Origin of the sequence: Rubritalea tangerina, from assembly GCF_042683245.1 — a bacterium.
GTDB lineage: Bacteria > Verrucomicrobiota > Verrucomicrobiia > Verrucomicrobiales > Akkermansiaceae > Rubritalea > Rubritalea tangerina.
Genome location: NZ_JBHUJB010000073.1, coordinates 96,705 through 114,035, shown reverse-complemented (window position 1 = coordinate 114,035; position 17,331 = coordinate 96,705). Strand labels below are relative to the sequence as shown.

Genomic DNA, 17,331 nt, shown 5'->3' with positions numbered 1-17,331 from the left:
TCTTGTTGATGCGCTACCCAATAGCAAGAAAGATCTCAGCTGTCAGACAAGTGGCTCCCCCCTAAATTCAAAGGCGCTCCTATCGCTAATAGGAACGCCTCATGATGGTTTGGGGGGAATAGGGTGTGGTAGTTGTGTACGGACAGCCCAATAGAAACCTCTCTCGCCCGAGCTGTCACCTAATGACGGCCACACCCCCACAGGATCTTAACAATTTTTTTCACCTTTTTTAAAAACCTCCAAAAATCACGGATTCCCACCCACCATTTCTTGCCTCTCCATTGGCTTTTGCTGACTCACAGTAAAGACATGCGCCCGATTGCGCCGGCCATCTTTGTAGAGAAAAACAAAATGCCTCAAGTCAGGTGTGTCAAACCACCGTCCCTGTGAAAATTCCTCCCAGCGCTTTCCCTTCTTGACCCCGATCACCAAGGGCATAGGCGCCCAATCACCGGGCGTATTGGTCGGGCGTGGTACTAAAACACTCCCACCAGCAGCACATTTCACGCGTACATTTCCCTTCGCCCCTCTCTGCAATGGCAAGGTCGGACTCACCTCCACACCCACGTCTTCCCCAGTCAAATTAAAAAGTAAACGCTCACCGAAACTCGGGCTCGAGCCACCCACATTGATCGCCTGCGAGATCATCCGCTTCTTACCCTCATACACCACTGGAAATAAGACAACCATGCATTCCCCCTCAAAGAGCTTCACCCTCGCCAATGGCTTCGATTCCTCATTCGCCTCCCTATATAACTCCAAAACCTTCGGGCCTTGATATAAATACGCATCTCCCATGCTCGCTCTCCCCACCTCAATACTCGCAAACTCTACTTCCTTCCCTTTCTTCTTCGGGCTCACTTTATAGTAAAGCTTCGAATCCGTGATCCGCACAGGTGATTGGATGTAAAGCTTGGTGCGCATCTGCCCAACACAAGGTACGCTCAAGCCCAAGATTATTAATAACAATGTAAGTAACTGCGCTTTCATAGTTTCTCCTATTAGACTTCGTCAGCATTCAACCATCGGAATGAGACAATCTTTATCTTTCTACCATATCGCTCGTTCAAAGCACTCAGATTATCGAGACTCACTCCATCCATATCCACAAAAGCTTCCTCCGGCTCATTCCCCCCATCCACAAAGTCTACCGTGCGTTGGACAATCGCTTCACACCACGCAGTAGCCACCACCTTCCCTGATGTATCTCGAGATTCCCCATACGTTCGAATCCTAAATGTGTCCGAACGCACCTTCACATAAGGTGCCAGTGGCATCAGTAAATCAGCCTGCGTCACATAGCCAGGTGCCCCTTCACCACTAGCACCAATCAATGCTTCCTTGTGCTTCACCTCTAAATTACTTCCCCCCTCTAAATCCTCTACATCCGCCTCTCCAATGCTATGCAACTCGAAGCTTTCATTGATGTCAGTCGCATCAATTGCAGCTTGCAACGCCCCCTTCACTCCCTCATCTGACTCCTCTAAGCGACGATTCAAAAAGTCGGCCACAGAAAGAAAAGGACCTCTCGCCCTAACCTGCTTCACCATCTCTTCTGCCAATGCATCTAACTCGTCCGCCCCAAGCTGACGAGCCCCCCTCCATCGTTCATCCCAGTACGTCTCATCTACCATATCACCGCTCGCGGCGCCTTCACTCATCGGCAAACTAAAACGACTCACTGGCATCTGTACCTTCCGTTCCTTTAACTCAAGGCCATCAAAATATAACAATTCCTCATCACTCAAGCTCGCCAGAAAACCCTTCCACGCACGCTTTGAAGTCGAATTCACATTAAAGTCCCCCACAGATCGAATAAACTCAGCAATCTCCCTGTACCCCTTTCTCTCACCCTCCAAATCCAGTAACTCACTAGCCAACCCATCTGCCGTCTGCCCCCTCAGATCAAATTGATACAAGGTATTCGGCAGTGGCTCAACCTCCGTCATAGCCTCTTTGAGGACGTCGTGAGCCAGCCTTTCACTCCCATACAGTTCCGACCGCTGGATGCCCACTGAGCTGTAAAAATAATCATCCCACAATGCCGTGTTGATTAACCAACACTTGTCGTAGAACTTTCGCTGGTACAGCGCTCCATTATCATCGCTCTGAAATAATCCTATCTGCTCAAGCATTGAATCAGCACCTATCAATGGGTGAGCCCAGCTGTTGCCCGATGCCGATGCGACATAGGGATAAGAAACCTGCCATGGCATAGACCGCGCCCCCCCATAATAGGTCCCAGCCTGCCCCTTCTTGCTGTTCGCCTGGTCCGCCAATGACATCGTGTCTCCCAGACCTGCGTGCTGCAGCTGAGCCATCGATGAAATGGCTGCCAAAGGAATCTCACGTAAAGGTGCCGTGTGCGTACCGTCTGTCGTGAAACGCGTCCCACTCCCCATGTACCCTTCATAATTCGTCTCATCAAAATCCACTGGCTTTAGATTACTGTCCGCCCAGAAACTCCAGTTAGGGTCCGGTGCTGCCATCCAGTTGAAATGATAGGGGTTGAGTAAATGCGATACCTTCGAGTCCACCTCATCGTTCGGGTCCTCAAATGATTTGTAGTTCGGTGCAATGCGTGGACAGAATAAGTAACTCTTGAATGGGCGCGACGCCGACGGCGTGGATGCCTCATCATAAGCATAGCCGCCTTCAGTCTTCATCTCAAAAGACACAATACATAATGGCGCGCGCTGTGACCCAGCCATAGGAATCGAGTCTCTTACCAAGACGGTTTCACCCGTATCTGAAATCTTCCTCCCCTTACTCCCCGTTCCTCCCACCGTATAAGTCGCCCCTACCTTGCCATTATTCTTTGGAGTCCCCGCACCTAGAGTGGATAAGAAATGACGCCCAATCCGATAACCATTGCCCATGCTAAAATCCGCAGCGTGTGTCGATGCCCCACCCACCACAGTGTCAGGCTCAATAAACAATTCCACACGGACACTCTCATTCGCATCCACAAAAAGTGATTCCGCTGGCGCTCCCCCCTCGCTCCCAGTATTCTGATTACTCGGATTACTACGCACATACGCAAAAGTACCACCAGTGGGGCCTCCCCCCCCACCCCGCTCAAGCTTCCTAGCCTTGAAGTTCACCGCCCCAGCCGCCGATGGAGTATTCTTGGTATGATGAGTCGCCCCCCCAGTCTCAAATGGTGCACTGTACACAATCGCTTTCCCAGCCGGTATCACCTCCGTCGTCCCAGACCCCTTACCAAAATCAATATTCGAAAATTGTACCGCATTCACCCCCGCTATCTTTAGAAAGTTGGTGACACTCGCATTGCCAAAATCACTCACGCCAGCCGCTGAATAACGCAACTTGAAGGGATACCCACCCAATACTGCATATACCTCCGCCTCACCATGAGGCTTAAAATCTAGATTGTATGGATTAAACATCTCAACCGTCTGATTCGTCAATATCCGCACAACATAGGGCTTCTGCCCCTGAACCGTATGCGTCTGGCGGTCGTGTGAAAAAATGGACGCCCATTTCGAAACCTGAGGGAAATACTTATACCAATTCCATTTCGTAATCACCTCTCGCTCCGTGTCACCCAATGTCATCGTTGGCACACCATCCACCCATCGCACCATCCCTCCCATCTCCGGTGATAAATATTGATGCCCATAGGCCCAAATATCCATCCACGTCGGCCCATCATATTCTGGTAACTTCCCCTTGTTATACTGCCCAGTCGTCTCAAAAATCGGATACAATACCCGAGCCTTGCCATTCACGAGGAACTCCTCAGGCAACAAAGCAGACTGCACCTGAACCTCACCTGGCACCACCGTCTCAGTAGCTCGCGACATCGCTATGCTCAAGTCACGCTGCAAGCCCCCATTCGTCGACGTACGAATCCCAACGACCTCAGTACTCGCATCAAAAAAGAACTTGTGGTAGTTCACCGAACTCGATTCCGGACCTGTCAATCGCACCGTCCCAAAATCAATGGCACGCTCACGCATCACCGCATCGATTCCTCCCAACTCAGGCACAGCAATATCATCGTCCATCATCTCTATGCCAGGACCCGCCGAACTCGCCCCCTTTACAAACCGATCCCCATGACTCTCTGGCGCCTCCTGAAGCTCATGGTTGATCCGCACTTTCACCCCTTCATCTCCTACCCACCACGCATAGGCTCCAGAATCTCCCGTCTCCACTTTCTTAGCATAAACATAGTGCTCCTCCAGCAATGGATCTGCCGCCCCAATGTTGATATTCAAACTCCCCGGCCCAACCAAACGTACCGCTTTCGTGTCAGCAGACAAATCTGTCTCAATGTATTTGACCGAGGCTCTCGACACCGCATCGCCCGATTTCAGTCACTTTAAAAAACGCGAAGCGCGCCCCTCCCCCTCGTAAGTCTCAGCCATGCGCTTCCCAATCTCACCAGCTGTCAAATCCCCTCCTACTATGTGATCTTGCCTATTTTCAATGTCCAACGGGTCAATACGACACCCCAAGCTCCGCCAAACTCCCATCGTGTGCTTCTGCCTTGCTCCCTCAATAATATCTGACTCAGCTGTCACCCTCTCATCCTTACCCGCTGCTTCCTGTAATTCCCCCAAGGCAATGATCAATGCCATCCGAGCATTCGCTCTAGCCTCCATCCTGTGCTTCTCCTGAGTAGCCACCTTCGTCTCACTTGTGGCCAGCCCCAGCATGCCCACAACCAAAAGAATCAGTAATACCATAATCGATAAGGCTGAAATAAGGGCAAAGCCCCCATACTTGGTCTGAAGTTTGGGCGTTTCCATAGATATTGTAGAAGGTAGACCGTGAGGCTTCGCGAGAAGTCTCAACTATACAGTCCACCACATCCTATGAATTGATCGATATTTTTCTCACGCATTTGTCATGCATTGTACATTCATTGCTCAAACAACACCCCAGTCACAACAACTCCCTCTCTCCTAAACGCCCCCTCATCTCCCCTCACGGTAGTATGTGACATATTTCAAACCTAACAAAAAACACAACATAACCCACTCAACATAAACACAGTATGCACCCAATTTCAAACGACCGTAATGCTAAAAATGAAAAAACGATGCAGAAAAAGCTTGCAGCAAACCGGGAATCGAAGCAAAGTCCTTTCACGACACAACGCAAGTTGATCGTCTGGCCAGAACCGGTATTTCGGGGGGAATTTTCCGGTTCTGTGCCTAACTTTCCTAATCAAGCCCAATCATGCGCGACAAGATGCAGATTGGGCTTGATTCTTTCTAGGAAAAGAGGTTCAACCTTCTCTCGCAAAGCACGGCAGCCACCTGCCACCATAACCATCACTGATACACTGACCATGGACCCATCAAACATCATCCCGTTTGAACAACCCAAGCCAGTGAATCGATTTCCAGGAACACCCATGAAAAGCGACCTTGTCGAACAAGCATCTGAGATCGTCATCGATCCCCAAGTACTCATCAACGTAGTTTCCCAACGCGTCCGCCAACTTAACACTGGCCGCGCACCACTCGTGGACACCCTCCCTAGCATGGGTGCCGCTGACATTGCCCTTACCGAAATCATCGAAGGTAAGCTCAAAGTCATCCCAGGTGGCTCAGAAGACTAATCTCAGCCCCAACCCCGAGACCGCCTTCCCACCTCTCTAGTATCCTATGAGTGCCGAGATTTCTAAAAATAGAAAAGCCCGCCACGAATACCATATCCTAGAAACCTACGAAGCCGGCATCGAACTCAAAGGCACGGAAGTCAAATCCATCCGCGCCGGTAAAGTCAATATCGCTGACTCTTTCGCTCGTATCGATAAGGGTCAGCTTTTTTTATACGGTTGTGACATCCAACCATGGGAAACCGCCGGTACCTGGTTCCAACACCAAAGCCGACGCCCCAGACGACTCCTCGTCCACAAAGTCGAAATCCTTAAACTCGACCAACTCACTTCCCAAAAAGGATGCACACTCGTCTGCCTCCGCATGTATTGGAAAAATCGCCGAGTCAAAGTCGAAATCGGCGTCGCGAAAGGCAAAACCCACGCAGACAAACGCCATAGCCTCAAAGAAAATGTCGAAAAACGTGAGGCCCAACGCGAAATGCAACGCTTCAATAAAGGCTACTAATCCGTCCACAAGGCCCGACCATCGCAAGGCGCGCGTCCAAGCCAGCCAACGACCGCGGGGCCATACTAGTGCGATCACCGCCAGCTACAAGCTACAGCTCTTGGTCCAACAACAGAAACGCACCTTGTATACCCGCGTTCTGCCCCAAGCCCGGAGCCACCACGTATCGATGAGAACCATCTAATACCGTGAAATACCCCCCTGCCACCTCCCTCAAACATGCCTCGACCTTGGCGTGAAATCCCTCAGCTTGAGAAACCCCTCCGCCAAGAACAACCAGACTCGGGCTCAAAATCGCCAACATCGACAAAATTCCATGAGCTAAGTACCAAGCCTCGATATCCCACGCTGGCTCATCAGCGGCAATCTCGTGCCCTCCTCGCCCATATCTCTGGATCAATGACGTCCCAGAAGCCATCCCCTCCAGACAATCACCATGGTACGGGCAGACACCCTCAAAATCATCATCAGCATGACGAGGCACCTTGAGATGCCCAAACTCTGAATGCAGTGCCCCGTGGAGCACTCTGCCCTCTACCACAAATCCAGCACCAATCCCCGTACCAATCGTAATATATCCCACGTTCTCATGCCCACGTGCCACCCCCAAATGCACTTCAGCCAAAGCCGCGGCATTCACATCGGTATCCAACACAATACGAGCAGCTGGAAACGCCTCTTCTAAGGCACCGACCAAATCAAAACCACCCCAACCTTGCTTAGGGGTCGCCAATAACTTCCCGTAATCCTCACGCTGCCGATTCACACTAATCGGTCCAAAAGCAGCCACTCCGAGCTCACAAACCTCCCCCTGCTCTCTCAGCCAAGCTACCGCTTCCGCCACCGTCTCCTCTGGAGCTCCCGTAGGAAAACGATGCTGCTTCCGCACCCCATTATCTTCCCCTGCAATGCCAACGACTGTCTTTGTCCCACCGAGCTCGATTCCTGCTTTCATAGAATTTCTCGGACAGTGCTAACAAGCCTAGGCCCTCCACGCAGCATTTTTTTACTGGCGCAATTTCTGACCAATTGCTGCGACCACTTCCGGGTAAAGCTTGTGCTCCTCCACCTGAATGCGCTGATGCAAACTATCCGCCGTGTCATCCGCTAACACAGGCACCTTCGCCTGCTTAATAATTGGTCCCGTATCCATCCCCGCATCTACATAGTGCACCGTACAGCCACTTTCCTGCGCCCCATCATCCACAGCCTGCTTCCAAGCCATCAATCCCGGATACGCCGGCAATAACGAAGGATGAATGTTCAAAATGCGCTCAGGAAATACATCCAACATCGGCTGCTTTACCAATCGCATGAATCCAGCCAAACACACTAACTCGACCCCAGCTTCCTTCAACTGTGCCGCCACTGCCGCCTGCTTCTCCTCAGGAAACTTCGTCTTGTAGCCCCCACAATCAATCACCTCAGCCACAATCCCCGCCTTCCGCGCACGCTCCAAGATATACCCCTCAGGATTGTCGCTCAATACCAACACGATCTCTGCATGAAGCTCCCCAGAATCAATCGCATCCAGAATCGCCTGCATGTTCGACCCAGATCCAGATCCGAGAACCCCAAGTTTCAGTGGCTGTGACATAGTACTTTCAATCTGCAGTTTAGATAAAAAAAAGGCCAGCCTTTTGAAAGGCTGGCTCTATTGAACAAGTGGTACAGGAAGAGGGACTTGAACCCCCGACCGCCTCGGTGTAAACGAGATGCTCTACCAACTGAGCTATTCCTGCTTATCACTTGCGTCGTGTTGCCTCGCGGCGACGGCGGAAATATCTACAGAACGACGAAACATGCAAGCTCTTTTTCAACGATTTCTTCACTTTTTTTAGAAGCCCTTAAACGCCCCCAAATTAGTGCGTCGCAGCAAGCTCTCTAAGCCTCTCACCCTCTACAGGTGACGGACGAAACTCAACGATCCCCTTGGATTTCACCTTCACACGTCCACGCGCATCCACTGTTGGGTAAAAGAAATATACCAGATACTTCTGCGGTTTATAAGTCAGCGTATTTCTTTGCAACCACTGCTTTTTCCCCTCGACTGACGCCCAAACACCAAAATTTAAAGAACGCGACTTATCCCCTGTAAACTTCACAATCTGATTCTTCTTCGGTTTGATAGAAATGCGCGTCTTGCCAATCCCCCCATTGATCTCAAGTGAAGACAAATTCACAAACTGATAAGAACCATACGGCGCATGACTGCGGTCGTCACGTAATGGCATCAACTTGTAACTCCCCTTCTTCTCACCTGGGAAGAAAACAAAAAGCACACGCTTCCAACTACTAGGCACCGTCGCCGTATTCACAGGCTGCACTCCTGCCACCGTCTTGCGGTAAAATGTAATCTTCTGACCACCCTCAAACGCATAATTCAACGAACGCGTCATCTCTGAAAGATCCACTTGCTTCAGCCTCTCCATACTCTGCTCCTCCGTCTCACCCTTCTTAGGCTTCCCCTCCAAATAATACAACTGATCACTGCCCACATTCTCCCAGCTCGCACAGCTGAAACTAAAGTTCGCCTTAGACTTGCGCTCCTGAGCTCCCCCCATCGTGACCATGCTCGCCAATGCGATGCTTAAACTTACGATTCTCTTTAAAATTTTCATGACTCTTATTTGCTCTTTTGAAATTCTTAGACCCCGTCTTTGTTCAACCAACGGAATGATATGATTTTGTAACTGCGACCCAATGAACTCGCATTCTCGTCTTTAATGTAGGCATCAATCGATGCAGGATTGCTCCCCGGATAAGATGGATTCGGCTTCGTAGCCAACCTTCCCTCATCCCCTACTAACAATGGCGTGCGCTGTACTACCGCCTCGCACCAAGCTCGGGCTACAACCTTACCTGAACCATCAGGACTCAGCGCCTCCCCATAAGCTCGAATGACAAAAGTATCCGAACGAGCCGATACCGCCCCCCCAATGCTCGCCAAAACATCACTCTGCCTAATTGTCCCGGGAACTCCCAGCTCTGAGCCACCCCCAGTAGACAAACCACTTTCCTTCAGTGCCGCCTGTACAGCACCCATCTCTCCCTGCTCATCATCGCTCAACCTGCGATTCACAAAATCCGCAACGGATAGGAATGGCCCACGCTTGCGCACCTCCTCTACCATCTTCTCTGCCAATTTCTCAATGTCCTGATCATTGAGCTTGGAATACCCCTTCCATAGTTCGTCTGCATCTCCAGCTGTGACAGCAGCTCTAGAGAATGCCACACCCTCTACATCCTGTACTGACATCACACCCGTCTCAGATACCCGATCTATCTGCTTCCCCTTTAAACTCCCTAACCAAGACTTCCATGCCTCTACTCGTGTGGAATTGATATTCATCGCACCATCCAACATCAAATGACGAGCAATCCAGCGGTAATGGGTGAGCTCCTTTACCAAAGCCTCTTCTTCCACCCCCACTGAGCTGGATGCCAAAACCAAGCGCTTGTTTAATAATGGATTCTTACGCTCCTTGTCCAAGAACTGCTTCATCAATCCTTCTGCGGCTTCTAGCGGCTGAGTGGGCTCATCTCCTCCAAAATTCATCCCAGTGAAAAAATAACGATCCCAGAGCCCCTCGTTTGCTAAGTATGACATGTCGTAATACGTCGCCTTGTACCCCTCTGGGCTCTGCGTACTCTCCTGCCTGATCAAACGATTCTTAGGCACCTGCGGATGCGGAAAGGAACTACCAATCGCGTAAGAAACATCCCAAGCGTTAGCCCCTGCCTGCACATGCTGCAGCCCTGCAATATTCGTAAGAGGTGCATCCGGAACTTCAAATGCAACGACATGCGTCTGACCGCTCCCATCGTGACTCTCTCCCCAGAAGCCATTGTTCCGGCTACCAACACCTACCTGTAATAAATCAAAGTCACTTACCAACGCTAAGTTCACCTCCCAGTTGCTCGGCGCATCCCCCTGAATCCCCTTACCCATGCTGTAAGAATGATTCACAACCGCACGCGGGTCATACTGAGCCAACACTCCATTCGGACTCGTATCCGCGGCCCTCAACTTAAATTCCAACGCACAAATTGCTGTCTGCTCGTTAGAAAAGCTGCTCAACAACTGAGTCAGTTTACTCTGCCCCTGCGGCAAAATATCCGATGCGCTCGCCACATCCACCGATGACAACATAGGTAGATCCTTATACGCATCACCATAACGACCAGCTACAAAGGGATTAGCCCTCCTCCCCTTGGTCTCCTCAAAATACCCTAAGTAATTACCAATGCCAATCGACTCATTCTTCTGTGGCAATAACTCAAAGCGATACTTCTCACCACTCTTCACCCGCCAATCATTGGAGAATCGTAAAAACATCCCACCCTCCCAGTTGTTAGTAAATGACCCAGGCTGCGCTGCAGTCGACCCCCAAGAATACCCCTTCGGCTCAGGAAAGCTTAATGCAAATGTCCGTGACTCACCGGGATTCAAACGAATCAACTTGGTCGGACGCTCACTGCTGAAAGGATAATTTGGATCTTCTTCTGCAGTCACCCCCACACGGAAGTTCTGAAAGGGAAAATACTTCTCCGCACCAAAACTTCTCTGCTCTGGGTCTATCGCTAATTCTTCCTCGCTGCCATCCGTCTTGATCCGCGTGAAGTTCCACCGCAATCCCTTCAACTCCAAACTCGTGAATGCCGCTTCAAATTCAATCGGCACATTGTATGGATTCCACAAGGTCCCCACAGCATTCAAAACCAAATCAATCCTCTTCTCCTGAGTCGCACTGTAAGACCCAGAAACCTTATGACTCAGCACCACTCCCACCCGGGTAAACACTGGTGCCAAACCCAAAGTATTATGACCAAAATTGTTCCATGAACGACCGCTGTTCTGACCAAAGTTGTAGAAAGGGTCCATCGCATCTGGCGAGATAACCTTGTCCTTACCTCCATCCACTCGTCCACCCACATAGGTGACATTCAATGAGTGGTTCGCCGCAGAGTTGTGCCAATGACTATAAGGCTGGTAGGGCTGAGCTAGCCAAGTTCTCTCATCACTTGGTGGCATCCAACCACGACGAGAAACATCCGTTACTGGCAAGTTCTCATACTCGCGCTTGTACTGACGGTAATGATTGCGCAGTGACTGCCATGTCGGCCCGCGCAAGTACCGACCCATCCCACTTGCATCACTCCCACCATTGCTGTCGGGAAAGGCAAAAACATAGCCTAACTTGTTGGCCCACCACTGAGGACGGTATCCACTCGGCCAGTAAACCGATGCCCAAGCTGGGTTCTGGTCACCAGAATTGCTAAACTCACCAATCGATTGAAAATCCGCACTCCGCTCATCAATGGCATCCGTGTGATTCAGTGTATAATCCCACTCTGTAGCTCCAGATTCCGGCATCAATGAAGGAAGCTCAAATGGTAATGATAAATCACGCTTTAACCCCCCCAGTGCTACATCTGCGAGCACCCCTCTACTGTAGGCGGTCACATCGTGGTAGCGCGCGCGCACACTCGCAACGTCATCATTGACCACTTCAAATTGACGCACACTCAACATCGCAGCCAATTGCTCATCAGTGAGTAACTCGGCATCGAGCTTCTCAAGCCCCTCCATGTAATCAATCCGATTCTGTGCCGGGTTCATCCGCTCTGCGCGCAACTCCCAGTCCGTATCCTTAAGCTCCCTCTTGTCTGATAGATTTACCTTCGCTTTGACACCCTGGTCGCCAACCCACCATCCAAGACGACCAGTCGTGCCACCATCGCTTCCCTTTACATCCTCAAGTAATACTACAACCCGGTCACTCGGATCTGTACTACCTACCGTCCCCTCACCGACTAACTCCACCACACCTTCCTTAGGTAGCACACTCTGTGCAAAATCTAACTCCGTAACCAGAGCCTCTTCCCCAGAAACCAAATAACGCTCAAATGCATCTCTGTTGCGATCCTCTTTGTATTCCTTCTGACTCTCACGGACACCACTCGAGTCGCGCTCATGCCACTTCTCAGTCGTATACACTCCCACATAATGCTTCTTGTCCACAGAAGCTTCCCAACCCGTGAATCCATCCTCACTATAGATGTCAGCTTCAGCCGTAACCCTCTGATCCGGACCCGTGCTCTTCTGCAGCTCACCAATAGCCATCATCAATGCCATCCGCGCATTCGCACGCGCCTCCCCATTTGCCCGATCCACCTCAGATGTTTTCATCTCTACCGCCGACAGCGATAGCATGCCCACAATCAACATCACCATCAAAGCCATGATCGAAAGGCAAGCAATCAATGCAAACCCCCGCTGCTCCACTGGCAGCATACGCATTCCTCTGGTATTTGGTGTTTTTTTCATCGTCTGAAGATCACAATCGGTAACTACATAGAATACACCTAAACTCCCCTAAGTCGCCACTCATTTACTGGTTCACCCATCCAACCAGAGACACCCAAGCAGCTGATTGAAAGAAATCGGCAACTCACCTACTTTCAATAACAAGCTTCTATTCCCCACTGTTCCCACTGGCCACTTAATCGAGAAAAACTAACATCTCCAGCTGCACATACTGGTAGCAGAAAAATACCAGAACGGAGGCCTTATATCACACCAATGCGGCACGTATGCTTGATACTATGCACTTTCGATCACTCCTGCTCTCCGCCCTACTCACAACCACCCTCCTCGCCAAACCCAATGTCGTCTTCATCGCGATCGACGATATGCGACCTGAAATTGGCTGCTACGGTGCCTCCCACGTCAAGACACCACATATGGACGCGCTCTCAAAAAATGCAGTCACCTTCCATAAAGCCTACTGCCAACAAGCCATCTGTGGCCCCTCACGCGCCAGCCTCCTAACGGGCATGCGCCCAGACTCCTCCAAAGTCCACGGCAACCACAGCCACTACCGTGACATCCACCCCAACCTCAAAACCCTCCCTGAACTCTTTAAAGATCATGGCTACCACACCTTCGCAGCCGGTAAAATCAACCATGGTGTCTTCCCTAAAGGAATGGCCCCAAAATGGGATTGTATGGGCGACCCACAAAGCTGGAGCGAACCAGCATTCCGCCCAGGACCTCGCTACTACTACACCGAAGAAGGCATCAAAGCCGCCCAATCAGTCTTTAAAAAACGCTTCAAAAATCGCCCTCTATCAGATTGGGATAAATACCTCACCTTCGGACCACTCACAGAAGCTCCCGACGTCAGCGACGACACCCTCTACGATGGGCAAGTCGCCGCCAAAGCTGTCGAAAAACTCAAAGACTTCTCCCAAAACCCCAACCAACCCTTCTTCCTCGCCCTCGGATTTATCAAACCACACACCCCCTACATAGCTCCTAAAAAATACTGGGACCTCTACCAACGAGATGCCATCCCCCTCGCCAAAAATCAAAACTTCCCTACCGGTGCACCAACCTGGGCCGGCCATGCCTCCTCCGAACTCCGCCGCTATACCGATCAACCAAAACGCGGAACATTCTCCGAAGCACAACAAAGAAAAACCAAACACGGCTACTACGCGTGCATCAGCTACATCGATGCACAAATCGGCCGCGTCCTCCAATCCCTCGACCAACTCAATCTCCGTAAAAATACTATCGTCATCCTCTGGTCAGATCACGGCTACCACCTCGGTGAACAAAACCTCTGGGGAAAAACCACAAATTACGAACTCGATACCCGAGTCGTCCTCATCTGCAGCGCCCCCAATAAACCCGGTAATGGACAAGCCTCACACGCACTCGTCGAACTCGTCGATATCTACCCAACACTCACAGACCTCGCCAACCTCCCCACACCAAAATCCTGTGAAGGGAAAAGTTTTGCACCATTGTTAGAATCACCTAACAAAATTTGGAAGCCGGCCGCATACTCACAATTCCCACGCGGCAAACGTAAAGGCTATTCCCTAACTGACGGAAAATACCGCTACATCGAGTGGATCGAAAATAACGCCGTCATCGCCAGAGAACTCTACAATCACCAGTCAGATCCCTACGAATCTACCAATATCGCCGATAAAGAACCCCTCGAAGTCAAACGACTCTCGAAGTTGTTAGACCGAGGCCAGGGATGGAAGCTCATGAATGAATAATCCACCCCAATCTCCCACCAGAGAAAGTATGACTGAACACACTCCACTAAACTGGTAGGATGGAAACACCACTGTCTATTGAGGAAGTCTCTGCATTCGGCTCAGTACCACTCTATACCTACCGATTTTACCCAATTACCAAATGATAAAACATTTCTTCAAAGCAGCTCTCGCTGGCATCGCCATCAGCCAATCAACCCTCGCTGATAAACAACCTAACATTCTCTTCATCGTCATCGACGACGCGGGATACGATGACTTCAGCTACGCCGGATGCAAAGACTGGAAAACCCCTCATATCGATAGTATCGCAAAAAATGGCACCACATTCACTAATGGCTATGTCACAGCATCAGTCTGCGGACCATCAAGAGCGGGACTTCTAACAGGGAGATACCAGCAATCCTTTGGTCACGAGGAAAACATCACTGGCGGACAAGCATGGAAAGTCCCATCTGAGAAGTTTGGTCTCCCCACCGAAATACCAACCCTCGGAACGCTCCTACAAAAAAAAGGATACACAACCGCCGTCTTCGGCAAATGGCACCTCGGTGAGCATGAAAATTTCCACCCCAACAATCGAGGCTTCGACCACTTCGTCGGCTTCCTCGGTGGCAGCCGTAGCTTCTGGCCACTCGATAAAGCCTCTCATGGGCATAAACTCCGAATCAACGACACCGTCATTAAGTCACCCGAGTACCTCACCGATTACCTCGGTAAAGCCACTGCAGAATTTATTACCCAAAATAAAGAAAAGCCATTCTTTGCTTACCTCGCATACAATGCCGTCCACTCACCACTCCATGCCAAAGAAAACGACCTTCAGTCACTCTCCCATATCGACCACAATGGAAGAAAACTTCTCGGAGCGATGACCGTCGCTCTGGACCAATCCATCGGACTCGTCCTCGACACACTCAAAAAACACAACTTAGAAGAAAACACCCTCATCGTTTTCTCTAACGATAATGGAGCTGCTACCTACCTGAAAACCGACAACGGTGGCCTCAGAGGACGCAAAGGAACCGTCTGGGAAGGCGGCCTCAAAGTACCATTCCTCGTCCAATGGAAAGGTCATATCCCAGCAAACACAACCTGCTCCCAACCCGTTAACTTGCTCGATGCCGGTTCCACCTTCTGCAAACTCGCCGGCTATAACGCCCCCGCTGAACTCGACCTTCCCGGAACCAACCTCGTCAGCCTCGCCAATGGAAAAACCATCCAACGCAACCTCTATTGGAAACGCGGTAACACCTCCGCCATCCGAAATGGCCAATGGAAACTCATCACACTCAAGGATAAACCAACCTTCCTCTTCGACCTCAACGCTGATCCAAAAGAAACCAATAACCTCCTCAAACAGGAGGATAGCATCGCTAACAAACTCGATTCCTCACTCAAACAATGGGAAGCCACACTCCCAGCTCCACTCTGGAAAAAGAAAGTCGCAGATCAATACGACACCTTCCTCATGAAGTATTGGGACTAACAATCCACCAGGCATAGCCTCTTTCATTTTTCCAACGCCACAGCTCCCCACCTTCGTGTGTTTTTGTGTCTAGATAGGACTATTAACTGATACAATTTGGCCCAAAAACGCACTATAATTGACTGCTTTTGTCATGAATCCAACTTCTACCATAGCAACCTTAATCACCAGCGTATCGCTATTGTCGCTCTCTGCACACGCCGACGTGAAACTGCCTGAAGTCATCGCCGATCACATGGTGATCCAGCGTAACAAACCAGTAAACATCTTCGGCACTGCGAATCCCGGAGAAAAAATCTCAGTGAACTTCGCAGGAAAAACAGTCGCCACAACCACGGCCAAGGATGGAAAATGGATCGTTCAACTGCCAGCTCAAAAAGCAAGCGCTACAGGACGCCCGATCACTATCAAAGGCGAAAACACGATCACGATTAAAGATGTGCTAGTTGGTGAAGTCTGGCATGCCAATGGTCAGTCTAACATGGCATGGACTCTGAAGCAGTGTGGAGGCGCCGGCCAGCCGGTGCTCGCGAAGTCCAACAATGCGCAGATCCGTTTCTACAACCGCCAACGCATCATTTCCCCAAAGCCAGTTTACAACGAAAAGCAACTCGAGATCCTCAAGAACAAAGCCATCTACGCAGGTGGCTGGGAAATCAGTGCTCAGCAAACAGCCCCCAAGTTCTCTGCAGTAGCCCTGATCTTCGCCCAGAAAATGCACGAAGAGCTGAAGGTGCCTATCGGCATTCTGCACACAGCAGCTGGTGGTTCTCCAACAGAAGCCTTCATTTCCAACGAAACACTCATGGCCAACAAGCGCACCGCTGCCTTAGTCAAAAACTGGCCATACTCAAAAGAGTGCAGCACTCCGCAAGCGGCGAAAAACTTCAAGAACGCCTTAAAGCCGGGTGAAAAGATCGTCTTCGGCAAGTTTCCCTACCACCACCCATGGGAGCCCAGCATTCTCTTTGACATGGGCGTGAAGTCTCTCATGCCATACACAATCAATGGAGCCATTTGGTATCAGGGCGAAACAAACCAAAAGAACCCAGACCTCCACAATCTTCTTTTCCCAATGATGGTGCGCGACTGGCGCAAACATTGGGGCCTCGGTGACTTCCCAGTTTACTACGTGCAACTTCCATCAGTCAATCGCCCTACTTGGCCTGAGTTCCGTGACGGCCAACGCAAGTTTGTTACAGCAGAGCCTAACATTGGCATGGCAGTCACCATCGACACCGCTGACGTGCGCCGCAAGACCAATGTCCACCCGGCTGATAAGGTCGAAGTCGGCAACCGCCTTGCCTACCTCGCTCTCGAAAATGTTTTCAAAGGCAACAAAGTCCTAGCCACTGGGCCTCTTGTGAAAGAGGCAACAGCCAAAGGGTCCGAGGTAACGGTGCATTTCGACTACGCTGAAGGTCTTCAGGCTGTTGGCAACAAACCGCTTGAGCACTTCGAATTAGCGGGAGCCGATGGAGCCTACGTCAAGGCAACGCCAACAATCAAAGGCTCCACACTCGTTCTAACATCTTCAGTTAAAGCACCAAAGTCTGTGCGCTACGCATGGAATCCATTCCCTATGCCTCGCCCCAATTTTGGCAACAAACACGGCCACATTGCTTCACCATTCGAAATCAACATTTCCAAGTAAAAAAA

12 protein-coding genes and 1 tRNA gene are annotated in these 17,331 nt (G+C 50.6%); 5 read left to right on the top strand and 8 right to left on the bottom strand.

Annotation, left to right across the window (positions count from 1 at the left end; translation table 11 throughout):
• Positions 1-246: 246 nt before the first annotated feature.
• The 3 genes from ACFSW8_RS15070 to ACFSW8_RS15060 are packed head-to-tail and all read right to left on the bottom strand — an operon-like array spanning position 247 to position 4,778.
• Positions 247-990: a hypothetical protein gene (locus ACFSW8_RS15070; RefSeq protein WP_377086902.1), complete on the bottom strand. Its 744-nt coding sequence runs from the start codon at positions 988-990 to the stop codon at positions 247-249.
• An 11-nt stretch (positions 991-1,001) separates the two neighbouring features.
• Positions 1,002-4,289: a hypothetical protein gene (locus ACFSW8_RS15065; RefSeq protein ID WP_377178654.1), complete on the bottom strand. Its 3,288-nt coding sequence runs from the start codon at positions 4,287-4,289 to the stop codon at positions 1,002-1,004.
• Positions 4,290-4,343: 54 nt separating this feature from the next.
• Positions 4,344-4,778: a hypothetical protein gene (locus ACFSW8_RS15060; RefSeq protein WP_377178652.1), complete on the bottom strand. Its 435-nt coding sequence runs from the start codon at positions 4,776-4,778 to the stop codon at positions 4,344-4,346.
• 611 nt (positions 4,779-5,389) lie between these two features.
• Here ACFSW8_RS15060 and ACFSW8_RS15055 point away from each other — a divergent pair.
• Together ACFSW8_RS15055 and smpB are read left to right on the top strand one after the other, a co-directional pair.
• Positions 5,390-5,596, top strand: coding sequence for a DNA-directed RNA polymerase subunit omega (locus tag ACFSW8_RS15055; protein WP_377178650.1), 207 nt, complete (start codon positions 5,390-5,392; stop codon positions 5,594-5,596).
• A gap of 46 nt (positions 5,597-5,642) precedes the next feature.
• The gene (gene smpB, locus ACFSW8_RS15050) at positions 5,643-6,104 is read left to right on the top strand and encodes an SsrA-binding protein SmpB (protein WP_377086909.1); all 462 of its coding nucleotides are present in this window, start codon (positions 5,643-5,645) and stop codon (positions 6,102-6,104) included.
• Between the two features lie 91 nt (positions 6,105-6,195).
• On the opposite strand, the gene ACFSW8_RS15045 is transcribed toward smpB, so the two are convergent.
• From ACFSW8_RS15045 to ACFSW8_RS15025, 5 genes are all read right to left on the bottom strand, one after another.
• Complete coding sequence (locus ACFSW8_RS15045) at positions 6,196-7,059, bottom strand: ROK family protein (RefSeq protein WP_377086911.1); 864 nt, start codon at positions 7,057-7,059, stop codon at positions 6,196-6,198.
• A gap of 51 nt (positions 7,060-7,110) precedes the next feature.
• Positions 7,111-7,701 (bottom strand): phosphoribosylglycinamide formyltransferase, encoded by a 591-nt coding sequence (gene purN, locus ACFSW8_RS15040; RefSeq protein ID WP_377086913.1) that lies wholly within the window; start codon positions 7,699-7,701, stop codon positions 7,111-7,113.
• 69 nt (positions 7,702-7,770) lie between these two features.
• A tRNA-Val gene (locus ACFSW8_RS15035) sits at positions 7,771-7,846 on the bottom strand.
• A gap of 120 nt (positions 7,847-7,966) precedes the next feature.
• On the bottom strand, positions 7,967-8,725 hold the full coding sequence (locus ACFSW8_RS15030) for a hypothetical protein (protein ID WP_377086917.1): 759 nt from the start codon (positions 8,723-8,725) through the stop codon (positions 7,967-7,969).
• A 26-nt stretch (positions 8,726-8,751) separates the two neighbouring features.
• Complete coding sequence (locus tag ACFSW8_RS15025; protein ID WP_377086918.1) at positions 8,752-12,435, bottom strand: hypothetical protein; 3,684 nt, start codon at positions 12,433-12,435, stop codon at positions 8,752-8,754.
• Between the two features lie 278 nt (positions 12,436-12,713).
• Between ACFSW8_RS15025 and ACFSW8_RS15020 the strand changes: the two genes are divergently transcribed.
• The 3 genes from ACFSW8_RS15020 (at position 12,714) to ACFSW8_RS15010 (ending at position 17,326) form a co-directional block, all read left to right on the top strand.
• Complete coding sequence (locus ACFSW8_RS15020; RefSeq protein WP_377086920.1) at positions 12,714-14,183, top strand: sulfatase; 1,470 nt, start codon at positions 12,714-12,716, stop codon at positions 14,181-14,183.
• 142 nt (positions 14,184-14,325) lie between these two features.
• Positions 14,326-15,672 carry a sulfatase family protein gene (locus tag ACFSW8_RS15015; RefSeq protein ID WP_377086922.1) on the top strand — a complete coding sequence of 449 codons (1,347 nt, stop codon included), beginning with the start codon at positions 14,326-14,328 and terminating at the stop codon, positions 15,670-15,672.
• Between the two features lie 133 nt (positions 15,673-15,805).
• Positions 15,806-17,326, top strand: a complete 1,521-nt coding sequence (locus ACFSW8_RS15010) for a sialate O-acetylesterase (RefSeq protein WP_377086923.1) — start codon at positions 15,806-15,808, stop codon at positions 17,324-17,326.
• Positions 17,327-17,331 lie beyond the last annotated feature (5 nt).